Origin of the sequence: Paraflavitalea devenefica, from assembly GCF_011759375.1 — a bacterium.
GTDB lineage: Bacteria > Bacteroidota > Bacteroidia > Chitinophagales > Chitinophagaceae > Paraflavitalea > Paraflavitalea devenefica.
Genome location: NZ_JAARML010000005.1, coordinates 156,083 through 181,197, shown reverse-complemented (window position 1 = coordinate 181,197; position 25,115 = coordinate 156,083). Strand labels below are relative to the sequence as shown.

Here is a 25,115-nt window from a genome sequence, read left to right as displayed (position 1 = left end):
AACCAGTTATGAAAACAATCAATGTGCCCGTGGCGATGGTCATTTTTCTGCTGACCATGGTCCCTTTTTATGCCTGTAAAAAAGGAAGCAGCAACAAGCCAGCCTGCAGGATCATCACCACCACCAGCATAAGCGACGCCGAGAGCTTCGACTACAATTACTCCTATAATGCCGAAGACAAACTCGCCTCGGTAACTTATAAGAACAGGGTCAGGACATTTTCTTACTCCAGCAACACCGCCATTGTCAATGAAACCCTTTCAGGCTCCTTTTCTTACAAGCGTATGATTACCCTCAACAGCAATGGCCTGGTATCCAACGTAAAAATGGAAAAGAACCTTTCGGGGACCGAATGGGAAAATACAGTCTATGAGTACAGCGGTACACAGCTAATAAAAATAACCACCACCAAATCCACCGGAGGCACTCCCTCGGTAGAAACGTTTGAATGGGCAAACGGCAACCTGGTGAAACACCAGTACTCCGGCAACACTACAACGTATGAATACCATACTGACAAGCCATCCGGGGATGGCGACTTCTTTCACCACCTGCAGTATGCCAATTATGGGTTCTTTTTCATAAAGACAAAGAACCTGGTAAAATCATTCAGTAACCCAACCTACATAGCCACCCTCGATCACAGCTTTGACAATGCAAGCAAGATCAGCAGTGTGAAAGTAACCTACCATTACAGCACACCAGTGACTGCCACTTTCAATCATCAATACCAATGCAATTGATCACTATCAAACCAACTTACCACAAACAGTAAAAATAATAACCATGAATCTCAAACAGATCTTGTTGGGTAGTATCATAACAACCGCAATGGTTGCATCCTGCAACAAAGATGACAATCCCTCCTCCGGCGGAGGCCCTGGAGGAGGCAATCCAGGCACCTTGAAAATTACCGATGTTACACCCAAATACGCTTTTTGGGGAAGTGAGCTGACCATTACCGGCACAGGCTTTAGCACCACTGTGGCCAATAACATTGTTAGCATAAGAGGATATGGCGTTACTACTTCCGATACGGTGATGACGGCCGACGTTGTCAGCGCCACTGCAACCAAGCTGGTAGTGAAAGTTCCCTATAAATATATCACCGGGGGCGGCGATACGCTTTTTAAGGGTTTTGATTATGGCAAGATCCGGGTAAAACAGAATAATATAACGGCTACCGCCGACAGCAACAGTTATTTTGTAGGTCTTCCAGGCATCAATAATATCTGCTATCATTTCGGGCCTCAGCAATACACACAGGCGGTGCAGCCCGGTGATTCTGTAGTGATGTCCTGTGGCATCTCCGGCATCTATGGTAATGACAAGTATTTTAATGATTTAAGACTTTATGTGAATGGTGTAAAAATACCTGCCTCCAAAAGGATACTGAACCAGGTATGCGGAGGACTCATTTTTTATCTTCCGCCCAAAGATTTCTGTCAGTTGAATAACTGTACAGTTCCTTCTCCCGGGGGTGTAAACATACCCACCAGGCCGGCACGCAAAATGGATTTCCAGTTAAAGATCGAAGGCACTAATGTGGCGGGTGCAATCAAGAGCTTTTACGTCATCAACCAACCCAATATACAAATCATCAGTTCCATTGGTGGCAACTTCTCCAAGTCTGCCGGCGGGAATCCCTATGGAGAAGTTACCGGTAAATACTTTCAATTTAAGGACATCAAGTGGGTTAGTACAGGGCTGCAGGATGTTACTACAGCACCTCCCGCACATGATTTTGACACCCAAATCCTGAAGGTGTTTATACCGCTTGGTTCGCTGCAGCCCAATGGAAACGGCGCCAGGACCTATATGGTATATGGGGTTACCCATTGCGGTGATCAAATAAAGATCGGACAGATAAATATCATCCCATAACTGACCAGTAACGGATAGTCAGGGCCGTATTGCAAAACAAATTGTTACGGGTTCGTCCAGTTACACACTCACTATAACATACTATTAAAAAAAGTATGGAAATGAAACACTTCCTTATATTAATGCTGGCATCCTGCTTATCCAGCTATTAACCTGGTAAAAAGTTTGCCGGAAGTAAATAATGTTTTTAACTTATAGATCCAATTAAACGATTAAACGGGAACCTGCCGGTGATTGAAGTATAAAAAAGCCATACACGGAGCCGTATTTGTTTTCCTGCTGCTGACCCTGTCTGCAGGCGGGCAGCCTATTGCGTTCCATCACCTGAATACCTCCAACGGCCTGTCGGATAACAATGTGACCGCCGTCACTACCGACCGTAATGGTTTTTTGTGGATCGGGACGAGTAATGGCCTGCATCTGTACGACGGGCGAACGCTGACCTTGTTTACCAGGCAAAATACGCCGGGACTGTTCACCGACCAGATCGGCGGCCTGATCTGCGACAGCCGTAACCGCATCTGGGTAGGGACGATTAAAGGAGTCACCATGATTGATGAGAAAAGACAATTTCACAAGATCATTCCCCACGATACCATTACCGGGTACAATGCGACTATACAGGTGGAAACCCGCTCCTATGGCGTTATTATTCTCTCAGACAAAGGGCATTTCTATTTTAATGAACAGCACAAAAAATGGGAGCTCCTTGCTTTTTCAGGCGAACTTCTTTTAAAGGAAAATTTTACGAATGGCAACCTGTTCAGCCCCGATACGTTGCTGGTGTGCGGCAGCTTCCGCAGGCTGATCATGATCGATTACAGCCGCAAAAAAGAAATGCTCCGGCTTGAACTGCCTGATATCTCAACGGCCTGCAAACTGAACGATACCCTGGTATTTGCCGCCAGCTTTAAAGGGTATATGTATGCCATTAACATCAAAACGGGGAAAATTGAAGAACAATTCTCCACCATCCTCACGGAAAAAGGCCGTACCGTAAGGTATAACATTAATAAGGTGCGTAAGGCGGTCGACGGGCGCATCATCATTACTACCCGCTTTGGCGGCATCTTTATTTTCGATCCGCAAACGAAACAACTGGCCCAATACCGGCACAAGCCTTATGATCCTTTGTCGGTGGCATCCGACTGGAATACCGGCATCCACTGTGAAGACAATGGGAATGTGTTCATCAGCTCTCCTACTTCCGGGCTTTCTTATTTCAATACAAAAAATTACTCCGCCTCCCATCTTTCTTATTTCGTGGATAAGAACGAACAACTGTTTGACGGGCACATCAATGCGATCGCCAAAGACAAGAACGGTACTTTCTGGCTGGCCGCTTATGACCGGCTGATCAACTGGGACCCGCACACCAATACGTCCACGTTTTATGAATACCCGTACCCCAATGAAGGCATCGGCTTCAGGAAGATCGAGATCAATAGTGTATGCGTAGACAGGAAGGGCCAGGTATGGGTGGCCACAGATGGCGGCGGCATTGGCGTGATGCAGCCAACCAGCGGCCAATTCAGGATTTTTAATAATGGTTTTGGCGGACTGGACTCCACCTTGCGCAATAATTTTATTGCACACCTTACGATGGACCAGGAAGGCATGATCTGGGCATGCGGCAGAGGCGGCGTTTATAAGATCAATACTCTCACACAACAAGTTGATCCGCTTTCATCGCATCCTGTTTTTAAGCAACTGGTCACCAAACGGGTGAATACGGTATATGTGGACCGGCAAAACCGCCTTTGGCTGGGCACAGCGGGATTGGGCGCCTGGTGCTGGGACCCAGCTACAGATTCGGTCACTATCTTCAACAAAGAAAAAAAGCTCGTCTCCGACTACTGCTACTCGTTCATCCAGGCAGCCGATGGCGCCGTGTATATCGGATCGCCGGAAGGCATGAGCATACTGCAACCCAACGGCAGGATTGACAATTACACCCAACAAAACGGGCTGTGGCTGAACCGGTGTGAAGGATTCCTGGAAGACAAGCAGGGCACTATCTGGATCGGTAATGATATGGTGATCACCTGCTTTGATCCACGCCGTAAATCGTTCCGTTATTTTGACAGCAGGGCCGGCCTGGGGCATTTTGGTTTCCGTCCAGGCGCTCATTTCAATGATGCGGACGGTATACAATATTGGGGCAGCGAAAAAGGGATCAGTTTTTTTGATCCCCGTCCTATGCTGCAGCTAAACACGAACCCCAATCCCCTCACTTTTAAGGTGTCTGTTCTTGATTCCACTTATTTCGTGGCTTCGGATTTTTTCCAGCTTCCCTTCAGCCGTAATAATGTAGCCTTCCATTTTGCGGCAGTGAATGTATTCGGGAGCCGCAATATTTTATTCCAGTATATGCTGGAAGGGACCGATAAGACATGGACAACGGTGATGGACCAGAATGAAGTGCGTTATAATTCTTTAAGGCCGGGGAAATACAGTTTCCGGTTAAAAGCCTCCTCCGATGGCGTACAATGGGTGGAAAGCAAAACGCCCATCCGCTTTGCCATCCTGGCGCCCTGGTGGCGCCAATGGTGGGTGATCACCACTGCTGCCCTGGGTGTGCTCGGTCTTTCTTTTTACCTGATCCGCAGCCGGGAAAAGATGATCAGAAGAAGGGAAGCCGAAAAGACGGAACTGCAGAAGGTAAAGACACTCAGTTACCAGCACCAGCTCGAAATAGAGCAGGTGGTCAATTATTTTGCTACCCTGCTGAATGAAAAGACGACGATTGATGAAATGCTCTGGGACACCGCCAGGAACTGTATTGCCCGGCTGGGCTTTGAGGACTGCGTGATTTACCTGCTGGATAAAAAAAGCGGATTACTGGTACAGAAAGCTGCCTGGGGACCTAAAACAACCGAAGAGAACAAGATCATGAACCCTATAGAGATAAAACCGGGAGAAGGCATTGTAGGCAGCGTGGCGCAGAGTGGAAAGCCGGAGATCATCAACGACACCACCAAAGACCCGCGGTATATTGTAGACGATGTGCGGCGATATTCCGAAATTACTGTTCCCGTGATACGGGACGGCAAGGTGATCGGGATCATAGACAGCGAGCATTCACAAAAGGGTTTTTATACCGACCGGCATTTGCAGATACTTACCACGATCGCAGCCCTGCTGGCCGATAAGATGGTGGTTATTGAAGCTGAGCAGAACAAGCAGCAGGCCCAGTTGGAAGCTTTACTGAACAAGCAGAAGGCCACCGAAGCCAGGCTGCAAAGCATGCGGCTGCAGATGAACCCGCATTTTTTGTTCAATGCCCTCAATTCCATTCAGCAAATGATACTGGCCGGCGAAGAGACCACCGCCACCCGGTTCCTCTCCAAATTTTCCAGGCTGCTGCGGCTGGTGCTTACCCAAAGCGACCGCGAGAAGATCACGCTGAAAGAGGAATTGGAGATCTTAAAGCTGTATGTGGAGCTTGAATCATTGCGCTTTAAAGAAAGTTTTGAATACCGTATTACCTGTGATGCCGCCATTGACCAGGAGGAAACGTATGTACCTACCCTCTTCTTTCAGCCTTTTGTTGAAAATGCCTTGTGGCATGGCCTGCTGCATAAAGAGGGGCATCGCCGCCTGATCGTCCATTTTTCAGAGACCGGTACCGATGGCATTCAGTGTATTGTAGAGGACAATGGTATTGGCTGTGCCGCCAGCAAGGCGATGAAGGAGCACAATGCAGATGCCCGGCGTCATACCGGTAAAGGCGTCAGTGTAGGACATGAAAGACTGAAAGCCTGGAATGAGCAAAAAAGCTCCAACAGCTCCCTTTCAATTATTGACATGCAGGATGCAGCAGGCAACGCTTCCGGAACAAGAGTCATTATCCATCTGTATAATTTTTAAAGATAATCCTATGGTTAAAGCAATGATTATTGATGATGAAGAGCGAGCCACCGATGTGCTGCGCCTGATGATTGAAAAGTTTATTCCGCAGATACAACAGGTATTTGTGTGCAATCATGCAAAGCATGCTGCTGCCATGATCGGTGAGTATCAGCCAGATCTTGTGTTCCTGGATATCCGTATGCCGCATATTTCCGGTTTTGATCTTTTACAGCAACTGCCCAATAAGAATTTCAAGGTAATTTTTACCACCGCTTATAATGAGTATGCCATCCAGGCCATCCGCTTCAGCGCCTTTGATTACCTGCTAAAACCCATTGATGTGGAAGAGCTGATCCAGGCTGTAAAACGCTTTACCAGTTCACAGGAAGATGTACTCCATCAGCAGGTGCTTTTTGACAATATGCAACAGAATATACATGCCACCGGCAACACTGATTTCAGGCTGGCGCTGCCTTCGAGAGAAGGCGTGCATTTCCTTTTCCCCAACGAGATCATCCGCTGTGAGGCTGTTGGCAATTATACCCGTTTTTTTGCTACTACCGGCCGCCAATATCTTTCCTCCAAAACACTGGGCGAGTATGATGAGCTATTGACGCCTTATCATTTCATCCGCTGTCATAAATCGCACCTGGTCAATAAAAGCTTTATTTCTTTTATTGACCACGATGGTTTTATTACACTCAAGGATGCCAGTCGCGTAGAGGTTTCCAGGAGGCGTAAAGCTGAGGTGCTGGACGCACTGAAACACTGAGCGCTTTATTGCTTAATGATCTTCTTCCTGTATGTTTTGTCTGCGCTGCTGATCTCGGCCATATACCATCCCCCGGGCAGTTCCATGGCAATATCCATCACGGGTGTCGCAGGTTGTTGTACTCTTTTCACCAGTTGTCCCGCCGCGTTGAACATACGCACGGTAACCATACCTGTGGCAGTAAGACCGTTAATATGCAGGCTACTGCCGGATGCCGTTAGATAAACTTCCGGTGCAGCGGCAGCCCCTTCCCTATCCACCACACGAATGGCAGAATAATTAACAGCCCCCTTGTTATCTATTATTTTCAGCCGGTAATAATTGCGGCCGGCTATGGGATTCGGATCTGTAAAGCTGTACCAGCTTACTGCCGTGCTGTTTCCCCTCGCAGCTACCTGCCCGATAGTGGAATAAGTAGTCCCATCTACCGAACGTTGGACTTCAAAATGGCTGCTGTTGGTTTCCTGTGCCGTACTCCATTGCAGCAGGCTGCTATTGTTTTTCGGGGTGGCAGTAAAGCTGGTGAGCTCTACCGGCAATACAGCCGAGGTACTCCATACCAGCGTATAATAACCCGCCGGCAGGTTGGCTGCATTTACAGAAAACGATACAATATCGCCGGTAATCACATCATTGTTACCCTTTAACTGATTGGTGCCGGAGGTAAAGGAACCATCCGTAGCATTGTACAATAAAGCATAAGAATAAGTGCTATTGGGAGAAGATCCGTTGTAATCGGAAAAATTAAACCGTATGGAAATATTTCCGGTGCTGTTGCCACCGGTTTTCTGGATATTCCAGGAGCGATTCCACTTGTACAGGTTATTGCCTATGCCGGATATATTGATACTACTGTTGACCGAATTGGTTTGTCCGTCATGTGCCGCCATTACGTAACCGGCCGTATTCAGGAAATCGGAAGCAGTGGCGCCACTGCTGAAACCAAGCCCATCAGTAGAGCCATTGACGTCAGTGAGAAAATGATCGGAGGCGCTGGTATAACCGATGCCTACGAGGTTGGTGCCGTAATCGCCGACAGCGGGTGTGGTGTACCTGGAATTAGCGACTGTAATTCCCCAGGAAGCTGATAAATAATTTTCGAGGATGATGCGCCGGGTAGTATTCATGAAGATATTGTAGAACAATATTTCAGACATGTAGCCATTATAATACTCATCAGCCGCCCAGTTGCTGCGGCCTATATAATTACTGCCCCGGTTGGCGGCAGCAGGCACGTAGGTGATGCTCCCATAAGTACCACCGCTGGTCCAGGCAGTACCTGCCCTGTAATAGGTTACCGGTGAAGTAGTACCGGCTGTACCACCCTGTTGTATCACTTCCTGCATTTGATGCGTGCCATTGGCAATGATCGAAGTAGTATTGGTATAGGTTTGCACCAATGTACCATTGGTACGGCCTTCATACGCTATATTGCTGGAAGTACCATGACGTCCGAACCAGATACAATTATCACTTTCACCGACCCCGAAATCATAGATCCGTTCATAGCCACCGCCTGATGTGGCTGAAAAGTTAACGACTGTAAAGGAACTCACACCAGCCGTATATGAAATAGTATTCGGTATAGAAGGAGTGCTCAGGTAATGATCATTGGAAGCGGTGAACCTGATAGCCGGCTTGCTGTTAGGTCCCCCGGTAGCATAATAAACTGGTCGCCGGGCGTTGGTATTTTGTACGAAGTGATAGGAACGCCCACTCAGGTCGCTCCATCTTCTCACATTAGTACCGCCGGTCAGCGTAACAGAAGAGGTGTTTGCAGCATTCAGCCATACGATGAGGTTAGTGTTGCCCAATCCGCCGGGATAATAACTCTGCGCCGAAGCAGGAAAAAGGTAAAAGGAGGCAGCGATTGCAAGCAATAAGGTTTTTACAGAGCGGTGAGTGCGCACATGCGAAAGCATGGCACTTTTAAAAAAGGTCTTCATGAATTATTGGATTGACACCGATCAACGAAAAAAAGATAAGGAGTTTGACTAGTGTTGCAAAAAAACGCGATAGCATATCCTATATTATAACCAGCCAATAAAATAGATCACTATTTGATATAAGTCTACAAACAGACCCCGGGGTCTCACCAGGCGGTCATGCGAAAAAAACTCCCGTTTATGAATAATCCCGGAGCAAGCGGCCGGGCTTTTATCATTGAACTTCGTGTGTTGATCATTGCATATTGGCCAATGATCAATAATCAATGATCGATGATCAATATTTGACAATTAAGGACAGGGATATGCGTACACCGACGTAAATCCGACACCCACATAGCCGGAAGCATTGTACACATACACGTCGAGGCTAATAGAACTTCTGTCGGGATAAGTGATCCAGTAATCGAGATAAGTAATATAGGGGCTGCTGCTGATACAATGAGACTACGTTTACCTGCCTTTTGGGGTACTGCCGGGTGGGCGCTGCCCCCTCCCTGCTATGGCAGAGATACTGCTGTGGTATTTACCTGGGTAAGATATAACATTGATTTGTATCGCTATAAGGCCGCTGTAACATCGCTGTAAGATCGCTGAAAGTCCGCTATGATGTCACTGAAACATCGTTGCAGGTACGCTGTAAGAAGGCATTAAAATAGTAAAAAGAAGATATTTTATTAAATCCAAGTACCATATCTGCTCGTATATGGGTATAGCGATCCCCTGTTTTATTGTTCATCTTTTAAAGTTTATGTCTTATGGCAAAGCTGATACCTTCTGTTGTCAAGATGCGTGGCTCCATTTATGATGTAACGATCGTTCGCAGCAGACGATACAAACCTCATGTGCGGGCTAAGCGTGGTACTTATACACCCGTTTCTATTAATGCTGACCTGGAGCAAAGCAAAGAGCAATTAATAAGCAGCAATAAACCTGCCAAACTGATCTTTGATGCGGTCCGTACCGAGCACAAAGATGGCGGCTTATGGACAGACCTGCTGGCTATATTCAGAAAACAATTGAAAGAAGACAAAGGTTTTAGTCTGAAGGGACTTTTAAAGCTGGAATGTAGCAGGAAGTATTCACTGGATAAGATACTACACCATCAATTCTCCATAGAGACAGATACGAAGCGAAAAAAGATGCAGGTGACCGTTCAACTGCAGCAACACCCCGAATGGCCAAAGCAGGATTTCCTGGATGGGTATCAATTAAGCATTACTGTAGTATTCCCGGACTTTAAGAAGGACCGCTTTAAAAAAGAAACTATGCGGGCGGCCGTTGTTTCTTTTAAAGATGAATCGAAGCCCTTCCATTTTGAAGTACCGATGCCGGCCACTACGGCTCCGTGGGTATTATTCCTGGGCGTGGCGGGTGCCGAAAGAGGAAAGGCCAGTGATGTGCCTACGACGAAGGGAATGGCGGTAGTGAAGGTAAGTGTTGAAGGATAAGCTTTTGAATTGTTACCCGTAATTTATTGTACCATATTTGCCTGCAAAGAAATCTTTATAGGCGTCTGCTATCTCAAGGTGACTGTTCATCACAAAGGGGCCTTCTGCAACGATAGGCTCCGTGTAGTGCTCTCCTCCAAATAAGACAATGTCCATTGCCACGGTGTTTTTGTTCACGATCAATATGGTTCCTCCGTTTCGATCAAACTCAATAAATTCCCCTGCATCGAATGCACTGTCATTTATTGTAGCACCCAGCTCTGGCAGAAAGGCAGCATATTCCAACCCATCTTCTGTATCCAGCGAAAATTGCTTGCCTGCTTCCAGGTGCAGGTGGTAAATAAACTGCTTCGAGTAATCGGGTATGGCTGAATGCAAATGATCATAGCCTCCTGCAATTACTTTAATCCATCCTGCGCTGTCATTCAGTATCTGTTGGGGAACGCCATTAGCTCGTATGGCAAGGTATTGTGGCGGCTCGGCTTTATGCTGCGCCGGAAGATTTATCCAGAACTGAAAAGCATGCGTTAGCCTGTCTTTATCATGGGCATCGGGAGTCAGATTTTCATCATGGATAATTCCGTTGCCTGCTTTCATCCACTGTATTCCACCGGCGCCGACTTTGGCGTGATGGCCTTTGCTATCAAAATGTTCGGCTTCACCGTTCAGAATGTAAGTCAGCGTTGCAATGCCTCTGTGGGGATGTGCCCCCGTCCCGGCTTTTTTTGCTGTTGCATTCACTTCATGAACAGTCGGTGCAATATGGTCGAGAAAAACAAATGGCCCTACAGCATCGGTATACCTATTGGGCAGCATGCGGTAAATGGTCATATTACCAATATCGGCTCTTGACCCCTTTCCTGAAAAACTAATCTTCTTTTTCATGATCCTCTCTTTCTTAATTATCAAGAAATACGTACAATGATTTTAAAAAGCAGCATTTTGATATTGCTCCAAAATGCTGCTTCCCTTCCTAACAGTTGATTTATTAATGCGCTGCAGGAACAGGTGTAGCAAGAAGCTGCAGTTCCCAGGCGAAGGCTACCCCACTACCGCCACCATGTTCGGCAACGACGCCTGCTACGCCAGCGGCAGTGTCGCGTGCCCAATCACGCTGCCATTCGGCCATCACAGCCATCCAGGTGATGGGCACCGCACCGGCTTGAACCATACGACGCACGGCCATGTCATGCGCTTCCGCCGTAACGCCACCCGAAGCATCGGTAACAATAAAAACATCATATCCCTCGGCGAGTGCCTGGATCGCTGGCATGGCAAGGCAAATTTCGGTATACAGTGCGGCGAGCACGAGCTGCTTGCGACCACTCTTCTTCACGATATCGGTAACATTCGGATCTTCCCAGGTGTTAATGAAGGTGCGGTTGATTGGCTTTTGCTCCGGGAAGACATCCTGAAGCCCCTTGATGATATACCCGCCACGCTCTTCCAGCACTGTGGTGAGGATGGTGGGCACGTTGAAGACTTTCGCTGACTTAGCCAGCGCAACGACATTATTGACAATCATGGTGGGTTCGTGACTGTGCAGATTGGTGAACTGATAAGGCTGATGGTCTATCAGCACGAGAATACTGTCCTCGGGGCGAAGCAGGCCGGCAAGGCCGGTTTTCGGATTCTTTTCCATTTCTTTTAGCATTTAAAATATTAGTCAATAAGCTGTTTGATAGCTCGAACGATCAATAACCAAAATTGCATCAAAGAGGGAGTGAGAAACGATGATAAATGATAAAAAAAACCGTTAACAAATGTCAACGGAAACAAAGTGGAAACAAAAAGGTCAAATAGTAAAGTGCGGTTTATTTTTGCATTGCCTGTTTGCGTACCCGGCTAAGCGTTTCTTTTGTAATGCCGAGGTAAGAAGCAATGACATGTTGTGGGAAACGTTGTAAAAAATCGGGGTGGCTGTTGATAAAATCAATGTACCTCTTTTCTGCAGTATAACTAATGGAAGAAGCTATTCTTCTTTGTGTAGCAATATTGTTTCTTTCGTCCAGCAGCCGTAACAATTCACTGAAAGCCGGGATCTGTTGCACCAGTTTTAAGGTGTCGGCTCTTGTAATGAGTAACAATTCAGTATCTTCCCAGGCATCAATATAATAATTCGAAGGCGTGAGCATTACCCAACTCTCACGGTCGCCCACCCACCAGTTTTCAATACTTAAATGCACAATATGTTCCACCCCTTTGTCATCCACCAGGTATTGTCGCATAGCGCCTTTGAGAATAAACCCAAAATACCTGCATACATCACCCGCCTGCAAAAAATATTGCTTCCTCTTTATTTTCTTTAGGGTAAACGCGCTTTTAATCAGCTCAGACTCGCTTTCTGAAAGTGTTGTAGAAGTGTAGTTGTTTATATACTTAAGAAGCGGCTCAAACATTGTTGATTAGCTATTAACCGATTGGCTATTGTATCAAAATTACGGATAATATACTATAAAAAGAGCAGCTTCCGATCCCTTCCCACTTAACTACGTCTTGTAATGATATTGTTTAAATATTTCCTGCATCTGAATAGGCTTGCCTCCCTTGAGCTTGCTTTTTTGGGCAGCTTCTATAAAGGCACAGATCTCCAGCGTTGCTGCTGCAGGCACAGGTGAAATACCTGTTTCAAAGAAGTCTATAATTTTATGCAGTATTCTCTCATAGGAATATCCACCGTAAGTGGCATTGCCCGTTTCACCAAAGATGGTGCCGCCATAGAGCGCTTTACCGCAACGGGTGCCGCGGAAGGTACCCATCCTGCCATCTTCCCACACCCCCACCACCAGGTCCATATCATTCTGATAAAAACGGGTAACCGTTTTGCAACCGGTGCCCATGGCCGTAAATAACATTTCAACGCCATGAATGCCGTACCAGTAAAAGTCGATATGCGTTTTCTCGAGCTTTGCCGGACTATAGGCATCGGCAGCAAGGACCTTTCCGATCTTTTTTCCACTCAGCACCTCTTCCATGCCTTCGGTGAAACGAAGCGAGGAGGCAGAAAATATGGGAACGTTGTTTTTCTTCGCCAGGTCAAAAATAGCAATGGCATCTGCCATCGAATTGGCAATGGGTTTATCAATAAATAGCTGTTTACCTGCCTTGATCACCTGGACCGCCTGTTCACGGTGCAGCCTGCCATCATTTGTTTCGAGCATCACCACATCGACCATACCCAGCAACTCGGGTATGGAGTTGACGATCTGCACACCTTTGGCCTGGACCGTTGTAATATATCCGGGTATCCTGCTGGCGCTGGTTTCAATGTCCCTGCTTCCATAGGGATAAGCCGCCACTACTTTATATCCTTTAAATGCGTCGCCGGTTGCCGGATCATTGAGCAAAGCGGTAAAGGAGGTACTGTGCGAGGTATCGAGCCCGATAATGCCAATGCGCTTACCAGTGGCAACAGTACCGGCCGCCATTCCACTAAAGGGGAACTGCGAAAGAACACCTGCGCCAATGCCTGCGCACACGGTTTGTTTGATGAAATCTCTTCTATGTTGTTTAGTTGTCATGGCTGTGTGTTGTTTTGACCAACGACACCGTTTACGTACACGTACAATAAGCGGGGGATGGTCCGTTTATGAGTAAGCTGACTTGTTTAATAGTTGTAAAACCGGTAATTCTCCCGGGTAATAATATCTATCGGCATGAAGCTGACCTTTTCTACCGGCGAAGAGGCCAGGGTCAGGTGTTGGTAAAGCGCCATCACGCCCTTGTAAGCCTGTTCCAGCGGCTTTTGACAGATCAGGAAGTCAATAACGCCCTTATTGATGTATTCGATGTTCTCATTCAAAAAATCGTACCCAACCAGTATGATCTTCCTGTCGAGTTTTTCTACAAAGGCCGCCACGTTAGATACCCGCGAATTGGTGACGAAGATCACCTTGATATTGTCGTGCTGCTTGAGCATAGCGGCCAATCCTTTTTCAATAGATTTAGGATCGGTTTTATTGATATTGATCTTTACAATCTGGTTGTCCCACCGGTGCGTACGGAAATAATTGCGGAATCCTTCTTCCTTCTTTAATAGATGGTGCTGGTCATCCAGCTCCTTGGAAATATTTACAATGAGTATCCTGTCATTTTCGTCAATCAAATAACTGACCAGGTGTGCTGCAAGGTTACCGCTCGCATTCAGGTTCGGACCAATATAGGCCAGGCTCCCCTCACCAGGCAGATCGGAATCTATCAGCACATACGGGATGTTCATCTTCCGGCATTTTTGGGCAAACCCAACAGATTCTTCTATAAAAGACGGGGCCAGCAATATGCCATCAGGCTTTGTCTTCAGTAAAAGGCGCGATTGCTGTAAAAAAGAATCAATGGAGTCCTGGTCATAAAAGAACTGCTCTACCTGTACCCCATAGTGGCTGATCTCTGCAGCAGCCATCTCCAATCCTTTTAAAGGCCCCTCCCAGAAACTGGTTTCATTCGATTTGGCTGGTATCAGCGTAGCGATCCTTATTTGTTTCGCCAATGCCAACCGCCTTGCATGAATATTGGGCTGGTAATTAAGCTCCTGTATGATCTTCAGGACTTTTTCTTTTGTCTTTGGGGCTATACCGGCCCTGTCATGAATTACCCGGTCTACAGTACCTATAGACACGTTGGCCCGCCGGGCGATCTCTTTGATCCCTGAAAGTTGATGCTCTTTTTCCTTCGATGATTTCATACTCTAATATACATTGTTATAACATACCTGCACTCAGGTTATCGGTAAACAATATGGCATGTTCATGGCGTCTCAAAATAGAAGCAGGTACGCTTTCATCAATGGTATGATGGATGGTATTGTACACGGCTGTGGCCTTTGTAGGCCCCGGCACCATACAGAAAATGTCTGAAGCTGCCATCAGGGCCGGAATGGTAAGGGTGATGGCATGTGTGGGAACCTCGGTGAGTTGTTTAAAACAACCATCGTGCACCTGCTGTAACCTGCAAGCCTCGTCCAGTTGCACTTTTTTAACCAGTACGGGATCATTAAAATCAGCCACCGGCGGGTCATTAAAGGCGAGGTGACCGTTTTCTCCAATACCCATGCAGGTAATATCAACAGGATGGTTCCGCAGCAGTTCACTATATCTGTTGCATTCCGCTGCTATATCAGGATGATTACCCTGTAAGTAATGAACAGACCTGAACGGCACTTTATTTAAAAGGGCATTCCGTAAAAAATTGCCAAATCCCTGTGGTGCATCGGCAGGCAGGTCAATGTATTCATCCATGTGAAAGGCATTGACCCGGCTCCAGTGAACAGGCGCTTGGCTGAGCGCCTGCAGAAACTCGTTTTGCGAGGGCGCCGCAGCAAAGATGATGTTCACTTCCTGTTGCACCTGTAGCAATGCCTGTATGGCAGCAATGGCCTCCCGGGCAGCTTCCGCTCCCATGATGGCCCTGTTTTCATAGGTACGGACCAGCAGTTTATCCTGTTTGAATTCTTTTATCATATCTCGTATCAAAATGATTTTTCCCTGTATAATATATCACCCATCACCATCACGGCTTTTACATGAAACTGTTCATCACAAATGGTGATATCGGCATCCATACCGCCCGCCAACGTACCCTTCTGTTGATGAATACCCAGTATGCGGGCGGGTGTGGCCGTGATCATCTGCACTGCCTGTGCCACCGGAACGCCGGCCAGCACCACCATGTTTTTTACCAACTGGTTGGCGGTAGCCACACTGCCGGCAAAGGCCGATCTGTCGGGCAGTTTGGCAACGCCGTCTTCGATGATCACTTTCAAACCGGTGTCCCTGTTTCCCAGGATACTATCGCCTGGCGGCATGCCTGCGCCACGCATCGCATCTGTAATAAGCGCGATACGTTCAGGTCCTTTTATTTTATAGATCAGTTGTAACAACGGGGCCGGCAGGTGTTTGCCGTCGGCTATTATTTCAACATCCATTTCATCAATCAAAAAAGCCGTTTCTATAACACCTGCATACCGGTAAGCATTCCGGCGGGTAACACCCGACATACCTGAATACAAATGCGTAGCGAGTGTATAACCATTCTTAAATCCTGCTGCCGCTTCTTCATAGATGGCATCAGTATGTGCCAGCGAGGGTAGAATACCATTGTCCTGCAGGTAGTGCGCAAATTCGATAGCACCCGGTAATTCAGGCGCCGCACTCCAACGTTTGATGACTCCACCTGATGCCCGGACGATCTCTTTGTATTCCGCCGGATCGGGGTTGCGGACCCAGGCAGGGTCTTGCGCACCACGCTGGCTCATGGCCAGGTAAGGCCCTTCGAGGTGCACGCCCAGGAATTGCGCCCCGCCCGTTTTTTGTTGCGCTACCTCCCGGTAACATTGCAGGGTTTTAATGATCCCCGCTGTGTCGCTGGTGAGTGTTGTAGGCAGCATGGCAGTGGTGCCATATTGTAAATGTGTAGTGGCGACCTGTAAGAAATCCGCTTCACTGCCGTCCATAAAATCACCCCCTCCCCCGCCATGCACGTGAATGTCTATAAAACCGGGCATCACATAATGGCCTTTCGCATCCAGTTCAAGGGCGCCGGGCACTTCTATATCCCGCTCCGAAATATCAACGATCTTATCGCTTTTGATCACCACCGTTCCATTGTTCAATACCCTGAACGGTGTAATGATGTTCCCATTGATAATTTTTATTGATCGCTCACTCATGTGCCACTATTTACCATTATTGAAGAACCAGTTTCTTATTGGAACGCCAGTACCTGATACGATGCCCGTACACGGCATAGAATACAAGGTATAAATAACAAGGCACTAATACCCAGTACCCCTGCCGGAGCCCGTTCGAATCGGCTACGGCTCCATAGATAAGCGGCAGGATGGCATTACCGCATAAACCCATGATGAGCACAGAGGCGCCCAGCTTGGTGAATTTTCCCAATCCATCTAATGCCAGGGGCCACATGCCTGCCCATATCAGGGAATTGGACAAACCCAATAACACCACAAACCAGATAGAGATATCGGCTGTATGTCCTAAAAAGTTCACCTTCCCATGTGTAAAAATAATGAGCAGCGAAAAGAGGGTGCCCAGTATGGTGCATACCCGCAAGGCATTTACCTGGCTGATAAACTTAGGGATCACAATGATGCCGATAATATACCCGCAAATGGTACAAAACAAGGTATAGGAAGGAAAGACTTTGGCTTCCAGCAACTGGATGTTCATAGAACCGGCATAACCAATAATGGTATCAATGGCTATTACCTGTGTGCCCACATGCAGGAAGATACCAATGGCGCCTAATACCAGATGCGGGAACTGTATGATGCCCGACTTACCCTGGTTGGCTTGTTGCAACTCGGGCGATTCATGCTCTGTATCGATATCAGGCAGTGGAGAAAACCGGATCATTAAACCTAACAGAAAAAGAAAAGCGCCCACACATATATAAGGAACAATTACCCGGCCGATCAATTCATCGAGGGCCGCTTCTTTTTGCACCGCATTCATGCCCGGCAACTGTTTGAACAGGTCGCTGTCGGTGGCCTTTAATACCACGGCTGCAAAGATGAGAGGCGCCAGTATGCCCGCCGCTTTGTTACAGATGCCCATCATGCTGATGCGCTGTGCGGCTCTTTCTTTAGGTCCCAATATGGTGATATACGGATTGGCAGCGGTTTGCAGAATGGCCAGCCCGGTACCCAGTATGAACAAACCCAACAGGAAAACAGCATAGGTACGGGTAGCTGCTGCGGGAATAAATAAAAAAGCGCCCACCGCCATGATCCAGAAACCGGTCATCATACCTTTTTTAAACCCGGTGGCCTTGAGCAGGTACGAAGCGGGAACAGACATGATGAAATAGGAGATATAAAAAGCAAATGTCACCAGGTAGGCCTGGAAATGACTAAGCTCACAAGCGATCTTGAAGTACGGGATCAAAATGGCATTTACCCAGGATACGAAGCCGAACATAAAGAACATTACACCAATGATGGTAATGGATACAATTACCTGTTTGCGGCTCAACGAATCAACTGAAATGGTTGTGTTTTTTGTCATGCTGTATGTTATCCTGGTTAAGGTGTTATGGTAAGGTCAACCTGCCTGATCACTTGTTGTGCCCCTTCAATATTCTGGTTCCAGGCAATAAAATACACTTTATACGTGCCCGGCGTTTTGTAAGTATAAACATATTCCTGCAGGTAATCTGTATTTATTCCTTTCAGCGACAGCGCCCAGTCGGGTCCCAGATTGACCGAATCACCGTAAATGGGTTTTGATATGGCCCAGGTTTCGGTTAACGGATCATTGTAAGGGCTGGCCGGATCGAAGGGAACGTATACCGGTATAACTGCTGTAGGGCTATACAATGGACTCTGCGGATTGTAGATCGGGTTGGCGGGGTTGTAAAGAGAATAGTTGGGATTAAAAATAGAATCGGTAGACTGCTTGTATGTATTCCCGAGCAGGGATATTTTGGTGGAGATAATAGTAGATTTGGAAGGCGCGTCTTTCGGATACTGATCAATGATCCGGAAACCGGCGTTTTCCTGGTCTGTGAGCAGCAATTCTTTGTTTAACACCAATGGCGCTTTGCTTCTTACCACCACCGTTTGTATACCCCATGAACGGGCCAGGCCGTTTGTTTCCTGCGGTTTGGTGATGTATTTAAAACCGATGTACACCGGTTTGCCAGGTGTAAACCAGGAGCTGATATCTGCCTTACCAGAGGCCACGCTGGTGGCGGCAGTAGCGAGCGTAAAGCTGTCGGTAATATTGGCCCAGGTAGCTGCCTGTATATTGGCAAGGTCATTTTTACCGTTGTAGTCGCCGGAAATCCATACAGAAAGCTGGTTGGTTTGGGTACCGGTGCCAGATAACTGAGTGGCAAAATCAAGCGCAACACCTTTTCCGCTCACATTTATTACACGACCGTCTTTAAAAGCATAGTCGTTAAACCCTTCACCGGAGTAAAACGCAATATTATCCTGTTCGCCTTTAAAACTAAACAACACCGGTTCGCCCACTTTAAAGGTTGTTTTCTTTACAGTCACTTCAAATGCCGGGGCGTCTACTTTTCCCAACTTTTTGGAGCAGGAGCCGGCCAACAGGCAATAGCCTATGAACAACCATAATTTATATTGCATAGTCATGTTATTTTATAGGTGATTACCAACCGGAGTTTTGTACCATTTTATTATTGGTGACCATTTCTGCAGCCGGTATGGGAAGCAATAAATGTTTGGGGGTTTCTGTATTGGAATAATAGCTGATGAATACAGAACCGGGCATATCGATCGTCATGGTAGCGGCCATTGCCTGGCTCACCTCGTAATAAATACCCCACCTAACAAGGTCGGCCTTTCTAAGGTTCTCGAAATTCAGTTCACGCAGCCTTTCATCCTGTATGAATTTCCTGAACGCTTCTTTGGTGGCGGTAAAGGCCGGCTTTACATCAGCGTCCGTCAACAGGTAAATGTCAGCGGTGGCCGAAGCGTCTGTTCCGCCTCCGCCGGTAATCGTAATGGTTGGCGCCGAAGTATATTTACCGTTGTTGTAAAACGTAACGCCGGTGACGTCGCGGTCGAGGTCGATGCGTGTTACGGCACCCGCCGTGATCACGGCTTTAGCCGTTGCGCCGCTTCCTCCCCCACCGGTGATGGTTACAGTTGGCGCCGATGTGTAACCGCTTCCACCGTTTGTTACGGTAATGCTTTTGATACCGGTTGACCAGGCCCTGCGTCTTACCTTGTTCACCAGGTCGATCACTTCCGTAGTGGGCCCCTGTAATTCGTTCTGCGCTTCAGCATACATCAGCAGCACATCCGAATAGCGTAATAAAGGAATATTGATGGGCGAGCGGGTAGCCATTTTGGGTATGAGCGTTTCATATTCACGCCGCCATTTACCGGGTGTTCTGGTATACTTCCCCGCTTCGGTAGCGATCTCGTTAATGAGCGTTTTGGTACCGCTGGCGGCAGGCAATGCCGTGTAGTTAAAGAACGGAATACACCAGAACTTTCTCAAGTCGCCGGGTTCATAACTGTTGTATAATTTGGCCGTATAACTCATGTAGGCATCGGCCCTGCCCGTGTTGGTATTGGCGGTGGAAATGCCGTTGATCCAGCCGTTTCTTCCTGTCTCAGAATAATTATCGGTGCCATTCCCCACAAACTCCACTTCCCAGATACTTTCTTTGATGTCATATTTTTCCTGGGCCGTTGTAATAAAAATATTGGAATAACTGGCATTCAACTGGTGGCCAGCCTGGGTGTCGTCTATGATCTTCTTTCCCCAGGTAATCACATCCTGGTACCTTGCTTCCTCCTTTACAGGGTAGCCCGCCATATGGAGGCATACCCGCATTAATAGGCCCCTGACAGCAGATTTTGTTACACGGCCACTAAAACCGACGGTGTTAATAGTCGGTACCAAACCTTCCGCCTCGGTCATGTCTTTGATGATCTGGTCGTACACTGCTTTATCAGTAGCTTTTGCTATATGTACATCAATGGCGGAGTTGCTCGGTTGCAATTTCAGGGGAACGCCGCCAAAGTTCTGCACCAGCAAAAAGTAAAAGTAAGCCCTTAAAAAAAGCGCCTGCCCACGCACTATTTGTCTTTTTTCTTCGGGGATGGCTGTATTGTTGTTTACATTGGCGAGTAAAATATTAGCCCGGTTAATGCCATTGTACAACTCTCTCCAAAGCGCCGTAACATAGGTATCACTGATGGTATTGTTATTCCTGAATGCGCCTACGGCAATGGAACTCCTGTTCATATATCCCTCATCGGCCGACCAGCCTAAGAGATAGAGGGCATTGTTCCCATACAGGCCGTCGGAACCCAGGATATGATACACCGCCGTTAAGGCGTAATCCAGCTCCTGCTCCGTTTGATAATAATTACCCGGAAAAACGATATCCTCCGGTTTGGCATCAAGAAACTTATTACAGGAACCTGTTGCAGTCAGTAACACCAACAACAGGAAATGTATTCTTTTCATACTGGGGAGTTTATACGTTTTAAAAATTAGCTTTTACACCAAACGTGATGTTCCTTGCCTGGGGATAGGCCGAGTAATCATACCCGGGCGTAAGAATATTGTTGCGTGTAGATACTTCAGGGTCCAGACCGGTATAGTTAGTCCACGTCAAAACATTCTGCATGGCCACATTCAGCGACAAACTGCTCATGAACAGTCTTTTTATATAACGCGTGGGCAATGAATAGTCCAGCGACAGTGTTTTCAGCCGCAGGTACGACCCATCTTCCACATATTTCGAGGAGTGATAACCGATCACCCCTTCTCCGCCGGCCCTGAAGTTTTCATTGGTGGGATTTTCCGGCGTCCACCTGTTTATATACGAGGCATACTGGTTCATGTTCTTTCTTCCGTTGGTATTGCCTTCAAAGGTGATGCGGTTGGCATTGTAGATGTTGTTACCATACGACCACTGGAAGAATATATTCAGGCTAAACCCTTTATATTTAAAGTTATTGACGAATCCACCCCAATGCACAGGCTGGCCGCGGCCAATAATGGTTTTGTCATCACTGTTCACCACGCCATCTCCATTGAGGTCTTTATACTTTACATCGCCCGGCTGAATGGTATTCCTCGGCTTGCCATTGGTGGGCACCTCGGGTTTCAATACATATACACCGGGAGCGGTATTGTTAAAATCACTGTACTGGTAATTGCCCAGCCAAACATAACCTACCATCATGCCCGAAGGTTTGCCGATCTCGGAGGTATACAGGTTGTCGTTATAGTTTACATCTGTGGTAACGGCATTGTCGAGGTTGCGCTGCCCTTCTGTAAGCGCCAATACCTTGTTCCTGTTGAATGTGATGTTAAAACCGGTTTCCCAGCTAAATGAACCGGTTTGAATAACACGGGCATTCAGCGACAGCTCAACACCTTTGTTTTCGAGCTTGCCGATGTTTTTATACGCGGTCGAAAACCCGGAAGTTGGCGGCAACTGCGCATTCAGCAACAGGTCATCTGTTGTTCTTTTATAGAGATCAACTGTCAGCTCTACCCTGTTGTTGAAAAGTCCCAGTTCATACCCAACATCTATGGACGTGGTCCTTTCCCAGGTAAGGTCTGCATTGCCCAGGTTAGACTGATAAACAGCCAATGTGGGGGTGGCGCCATTGAAAGAATAACCATTGGTGGAAGTGGTCAATGCCGATATGTAGCTAAAATCGCCCACGCGGTCATTACCTACGATGCCGTAGCTGGCCCTGATCTTCGAGTTGCTGATGACGTTGCTTTTTGACAGGAATTTTTCATGGTGCATATTCCAGCCAACAGCGGCGCCGGGAAAATAGCCCCACCTGTTACTGGCTGCAAATTTGGAGGAACCATCGGCCCGGAAGTTAAGTGTGAGCAGGTACCGGGAATCATAGCTATAGTTCACCATGCCGCCATACGAACTGCGGGTATTGTACGATCTGTGCGAAACGGGGTTAAAGGCGATGCCATCATTCAGCCCGGCCATACCAAGACTTTCATTGGGCAACAGCCTTCCGGAATAACCTTCGGTGCGGTACCTGTTCTTCTGGAAACTCAGCAGCGCCATGGCAGAGAGCCGGTGTTTTTCGTTAAACACGTGGTTATAGGTAAGTGTGTTTTCGTTGGACCAGCTATTGGTATAGGTATCCTGTACAGAACCATTGATACCATCTGCATTGTTGGGATTGGACGGGCTTCCTTTGGTTGTCTTTGAATTATAGAACCGGTCGTAGGTATAACTGTTGTTCCGGATGCCACCCGTTAATTTTAAAACGAGGTCTTTCGAAATGTTGACACTCACATTGGCCAATCCTTCCAACTGCCGGTTGTAATCGTACTGGTATTGGTTTTCCAGGTCTATCACGGGATTGATCCTGAAATCACTGCTGGTGATAGACGATTCATCAGTTTCTTCCGCTAACAGGTCCAGGCCTGCATCCGGGAACCCGACGGGCCTGTATGCCCATGTTCTGAACATGACATAGCTCGATGTGCTGGAGGAAGGACTGCTGCTAATGGTTTGTCCCCAGGACGTAACGTTGGTATAGCCCGCTATAAAACCTGCTTTGATACGATTGCTGATGTTGTGGTCGAGCGATATTCTGCCCGTATATCTTTTGAGGCCGGTATTGATAACAATACCCTCCTGATCAAAGTAAGATCCCGACACGGAATATTTTGTTTGCTCGTTACCCCCTCTTACTGCGAGGTTATAAATATTGATCTTTCCCTGGGTGAATACGTAATCCTGGTAATTTGTTCCTTGTACGTTTTTATAGTCTTCTATCGATTTGCCGCCGGCTATGTATCTCCATGATTCGGGTGCGGTGGGAAACCGTTCCAACTGGTATTTTACAAATTCATAGGGGCTCATGAGCGCTATTTCTTTCCGCTTCAGTTGAAACCCGCTGGAGGCGCTCAGTGAAACCACCGCCTTACCGGCTTTGCCTTTTTTGGTTTGGATAAGCACTACCCCGTTGGCGGCCCTTGAACCATAGATGGCTGTTGACGACGCATCTTTCAAGATGCTTATCGATTCTATATCGTCCGGGTTGATGGTAGCCGGGTCAATATCTTCCACGGGGAATCCATCAATGACATACAAGGGCGAGATGCTTTGGGTTAAGGAGCCCGGGCCCCTGATCACAATGTTCATCCCTCCACCGGGTTGTCCGTCGGAGCTTGACACCTGTACCCCAGCCAATCTGCCTGCCAGCGCTTCAGCAAAGGAACCTACGGGTGCCTTCGATATATCCTGCATATTGGCCTGCGCCACGGCCCCGGTCAGGTCGCCCCGCTTTACCGAATTATACCCCACAACCACCACGGCATTGAGCGAGGTGTCTTTGGGTATCATCCCTACATTTACCACGGTCCTACCCTCCACTTTTTCCTCGTGGACTTTCATACTAATGAAAGTAAAAACAAGTACATCTGCCGAAGCTGCCTGGATGGTATACCGGCCATCTTCGCTGGTAGCTGATTTCCGGCTGGTGTTTTTAACCGATACGGTTACCCCTTTCAAGCCTTTGTTAGTGGCGGCCTCCACTACCCGGCCGGTTACTACCGGCTGGCTCTGCGCCCGGCCTGTTACCGGTAAAAAACCGGTAATCAACAATGCCATGAGCCAATAAGAACAAGAAAAATGAAGCCTCAGGAATATACAACCTGCTTTACATTTTCTTTTCATAACAGAAACAGTTGAATTGATGAATGTTTTGGTTGTTCGTGTACGTACCCGAGGATAAGGTTGAATAGGCGCTTCCGTTGCTGTAAACGGGTTTATTTACAGGTCAGGCAATTTTCAATGGCAATCATTACTGTTTACTAAATTCAGCTTTGATAAGGTTGTATTTCTCCGAAGCGGTGACGGGGTCCTGGTGGCAAAAAATAAGAATGCCTTCGGCATAATGATGACTCAGGCTCAATACATTTTTTACATATTCAGGAGTAGAAGGGCCCAGTCTTGAATGAGCTGAAGCATAGATATCTACGATCACCGGGAAATCCTTCCTGAATAATGTACGCAACGTATCTATTTCTTTTTGTACCATGGTGGGATCCTGCAGGTTGGCGCGCACCGATTCGGCCCTGTAAGGGAACAATATTCCATCCATTAAAGGACCGTAGTTCGCCGCAAAAGCGGGTGTTACCTGGCGGTAATACACACAGGGGATGAAAGCCAGGCGGGGATTGACCTCTCTTGCTTTTTGCAGGCAGCTATCTGTAAACGCGGGGGTAAAGCGGGTGAGGTTATGTGCAAAGTCATCGATGCTCCAGGCTACGAGACTGGGTTCCTTTACACTTAACAGGGCAATTTCGGTAGCCCACCTTTGGTAATCCTGCGCGTAAGGTTCTGAATCAAATTTGGAGATGGGCTTGGATTCTGAAGGAGGTAATATGGTTACCCAAACTTTGATGTTATTTTTTCTCGCTTCCGGAAGAAACAGCTTCAGGTCGTCCCAATCGTTCACATTGTGCCAGATCAGCCAGTGATAGGTATTGGCATGCAGGTCCTTTAACTGATCAATCAGCTTTGGAATATCTACCCTGTCATCCGGCCCTCCTTTTCGCGGCGGCCTGGCGTAGGTGCCATAAGTGTTCTTCAGGTTGTTGGTACGGATCTCGCTGGCCGGTACATCACCAGCCGAGCGTTGAGCTTTTTTATTAGCGCAGGCCGTCATCAATAAGAGGCTCAGGAAAACAAGCAGTTGTCGTGGCATGTTGT

18 protein-coding genes are annotated in these 25,115 nt (G+C 47.4%); 5 read left to right on the top strand and 13 right to left on the bottom strand.

Annotation, left to right across the window (positions count from 1 at the left end; translation table 11 throughout):
* Window positions 1-8 precede the first annotated feature (8 nt).
* From HB364_RS25585 to HB364_RS25570, 4 genes are all read left to right on the top strand, one after another.
* Window positions 9-743 (top strand): hypothetical protein, encoded by a 735-nt coding sequence (locus HB364_RS25585; protein WP_167291265.1) that lies wholly within the window; start codon window positions 9-11, stop codon window positions 741-743.
* 43 nt (window positions 744-786) lie between these two features.
* Complete coding sequence (locus HB364_RS25580; RefSeq protein ID WP_167291263.1) at window positions 787-1,884, top strand: IPT/TIG domain-containing protein; 1,098 nt, start codon at window positions 787-789, stop codon at window positions 1,882-1,884.
* A gap of 234 nt (window positions 1,885-2,118) precedes the next feature.
* Complete coding sequence (locus tag HB364_RS25575; protein ID WP_167291261.1) at window positions 2,119-5,754, top strand: sensor histidine kinase; 3,636 nt, start codon at window positions 2,119-2,121, stop codon at window positions 5,752-5,754.
* 10 nt (window positions 5,755-5,764) lie between these two features.
* Entirely contained in the window at window positions 5,765-6,508 is a 744-nt protein-coding gene (locus HB364_RS25570) for a LytR/AlgR family response regulator transcription factor (RefSeq protein ID WP_167291259.1), read from the top strand.
* 5 nt (window positions 6,509-6,513) lie between these two features.
* On the opposite strand, the gene HB364_RS25565 is transcribed toward HB364_RS25570, so the two are convergent.
* Window positions 6,514-8,454 carry a T9SS type A sorting domain-containing protein gene (locus HB364_RS25565; RefSeq protein WP_167291257.1) on the bottom strand — a complete coding sequence of 647 codons (1,941 nt, stop codon included), beginning with the start codon at window positions 8,452-8,454 and terminating at the stop codon, window positions 6,514-6,516.
* 758 nt (window positions 8,455-9,212) lie between these two features.
* Here HB364_RS25565 and HB364_RS25560 point away from each other — a divergent pair.
* Window positions 9,213-9,905, top strand: coding sequence for a hypothetical protein (locus tag HB364_RS25560; protein WP_167291255.1), 693 nt, complete (start codon window positions 9,213-9,215; stop codon window positions 9,903-9,905).
* A 12-nt stretch (window positions 9,906-9,917) separates the two neighbouring features.
* Here HB364_RS25560 and HB364_RS25555 read toward each other — a convergent pair whose 3' ends face one another.
* The 12 genes from HB364_RS25555 to HB364_RS25500 form a co-directional block, all read right to left on the bottom strand.
* Window positions 9,918-10,790, bottom strand: a complete 873-nt coding sequence (locus tag HB364_RS25555; RefSeq protein WP_167291253.1) for a pirin family protein — start codon at window positions 10,788-10,790, stop codon at window positions 9,918-9,920.
* A gap of 103 nt (window positions 10,791-10,893) precedes the next feature.
* Window positions 10,894-11,547 carry a hydrolase gene (locus tag HB364_RS25550; RefSeq protein ID WP_167291251.1) on the bottom strand — a complete coding sequence of 218 codons (654 nt, stop codon included), beginning with the start codon at window positions 11,545-11,547 and terminating at the stop codon, window positions 10,894-10,896.
* A gap of 172 nt (window positions 11,548-11,719) precedes the next feature.
* Complete coding sequence (locus HB364_RS25545; protein ID WP_167291249.1) at window positions 11,720-12,304, bottom strand: Crp/Fnr family transcriptional regulator; 585 nt, start codon at window positions 12,302-12,304, stop codon at window positions 11,720-11,722.
* 90 nt (window positions 12,305-12,394) lie between these two features.
* Entirely contained in the window at window positions 12,395-13,426 is a 1,032-nt protein-coding gene (locus tag HB364_RS25540; protein WP_167291247.1) for a Gfo/Idh/MocA family protein, read from the bottom strand.
* Window positions 13,427-13,512: 86 nt separating this feature from the next.
* Window positions 13,513-14,586, bottom strand: coding sequence for a LacI family DNA-binding transcriptional regulator (locus HB364_RS25535; protein ID WP_167291246.1), 1,074 nt, complete (start codon window positions 14,584-14,586; stop codon window positions 13,513-13,515).
* Between the two features lie 16 nt (window positions 14,587-14,602).
* Complete coding sequence (locus tag HB364_RS25530) at window positions 14,603-15,361, bottom strand: glucosamine-6-phosphate deaminase (protein ID WP_167291244.1); 759 nt, start codon at window positions 15,359-15,361, stop codon at window positions 14,603-14,605.
* A gap of 8 nt (window positions 15,362-15,369) precedes the next feature.
* Window positions 15,370-16,569, bottom strand: coding sequence for an N-acetylglucosamine-6-phosphate deacetylase (gene nagA / locus HB364_RS25525; protein ID WP_167291242.1), 1,200 nt, complete (start codon window positions 16,567-16,569; stop codon window positions 15,370-15,372).
* Between the two features lie 16 nt (window positions 16,570-16,585).
* The gene (locus tag HB364_RS25520) at window positions 16,586-17,926 is read right to left on the bottom strand and encodes a sugar MFS transporter (RefSeq protein ID WP_167291240.1); all 1,341 of its coding nucleotides are present in this window, start codon (window positions 17,924-17,926) and stop codon (window positions 16,586-16,588) included.
* A gap of 17 nt (window positions 17,927-17,943) precedes the next feature.
* Window positions 17,944-19,014, bottom strand: a complete 1,071-nt coding sequence (locus HB364_RS25515; RefSeq protein WP_167291238.1) for a DUF5017 domain-containing protein — start codon at window positions 19,012-19,014, stop codon at window positions 17,944-17,946.
* Between the two features lie 22 nt (window positions 19,015-19,036).
* A complete protein-coding gene (locus tag HB364_RS25510; protein WP_167291235.1) occupies window positions 19,037-20,872 on the bottom strand; it encodes a RagB/SusD family nutrient uptake outer membrane protein in 1,836 nt (611 codons plus the stop codon).
* 19 nt (window positions 20,873-20,891) lie between these two features.
* Window positions 20,892-24,077 carry a SusC/RagA family TonB-linked outer membrane protein gene (locus tag HB364_RS25505; protein WP_167291233.1) on the bottom strand — a complete coding sequence of 1,062 codons (3,186 nt, stop codon included), beginning with the start codon at window positions 24,075-24,077 and terminating at the stop codon, window positions 20,892-20,894.
* A 127-nt stretch (window positions 24,078-24,204) separates the two neighbouring features.
* Window positions 24,205-25,110, bottom strand: a complete 906-nt coding sequence (locus tag HB364_RS25500) for a hypothetical protein (protein ID WP_167291232.1) — start codon at window positions 25,108-25,110, stop codon at window positions 24,205-24,207.
* Window positions 25,111-25,115: the final 5 nt, after the last annotated feature.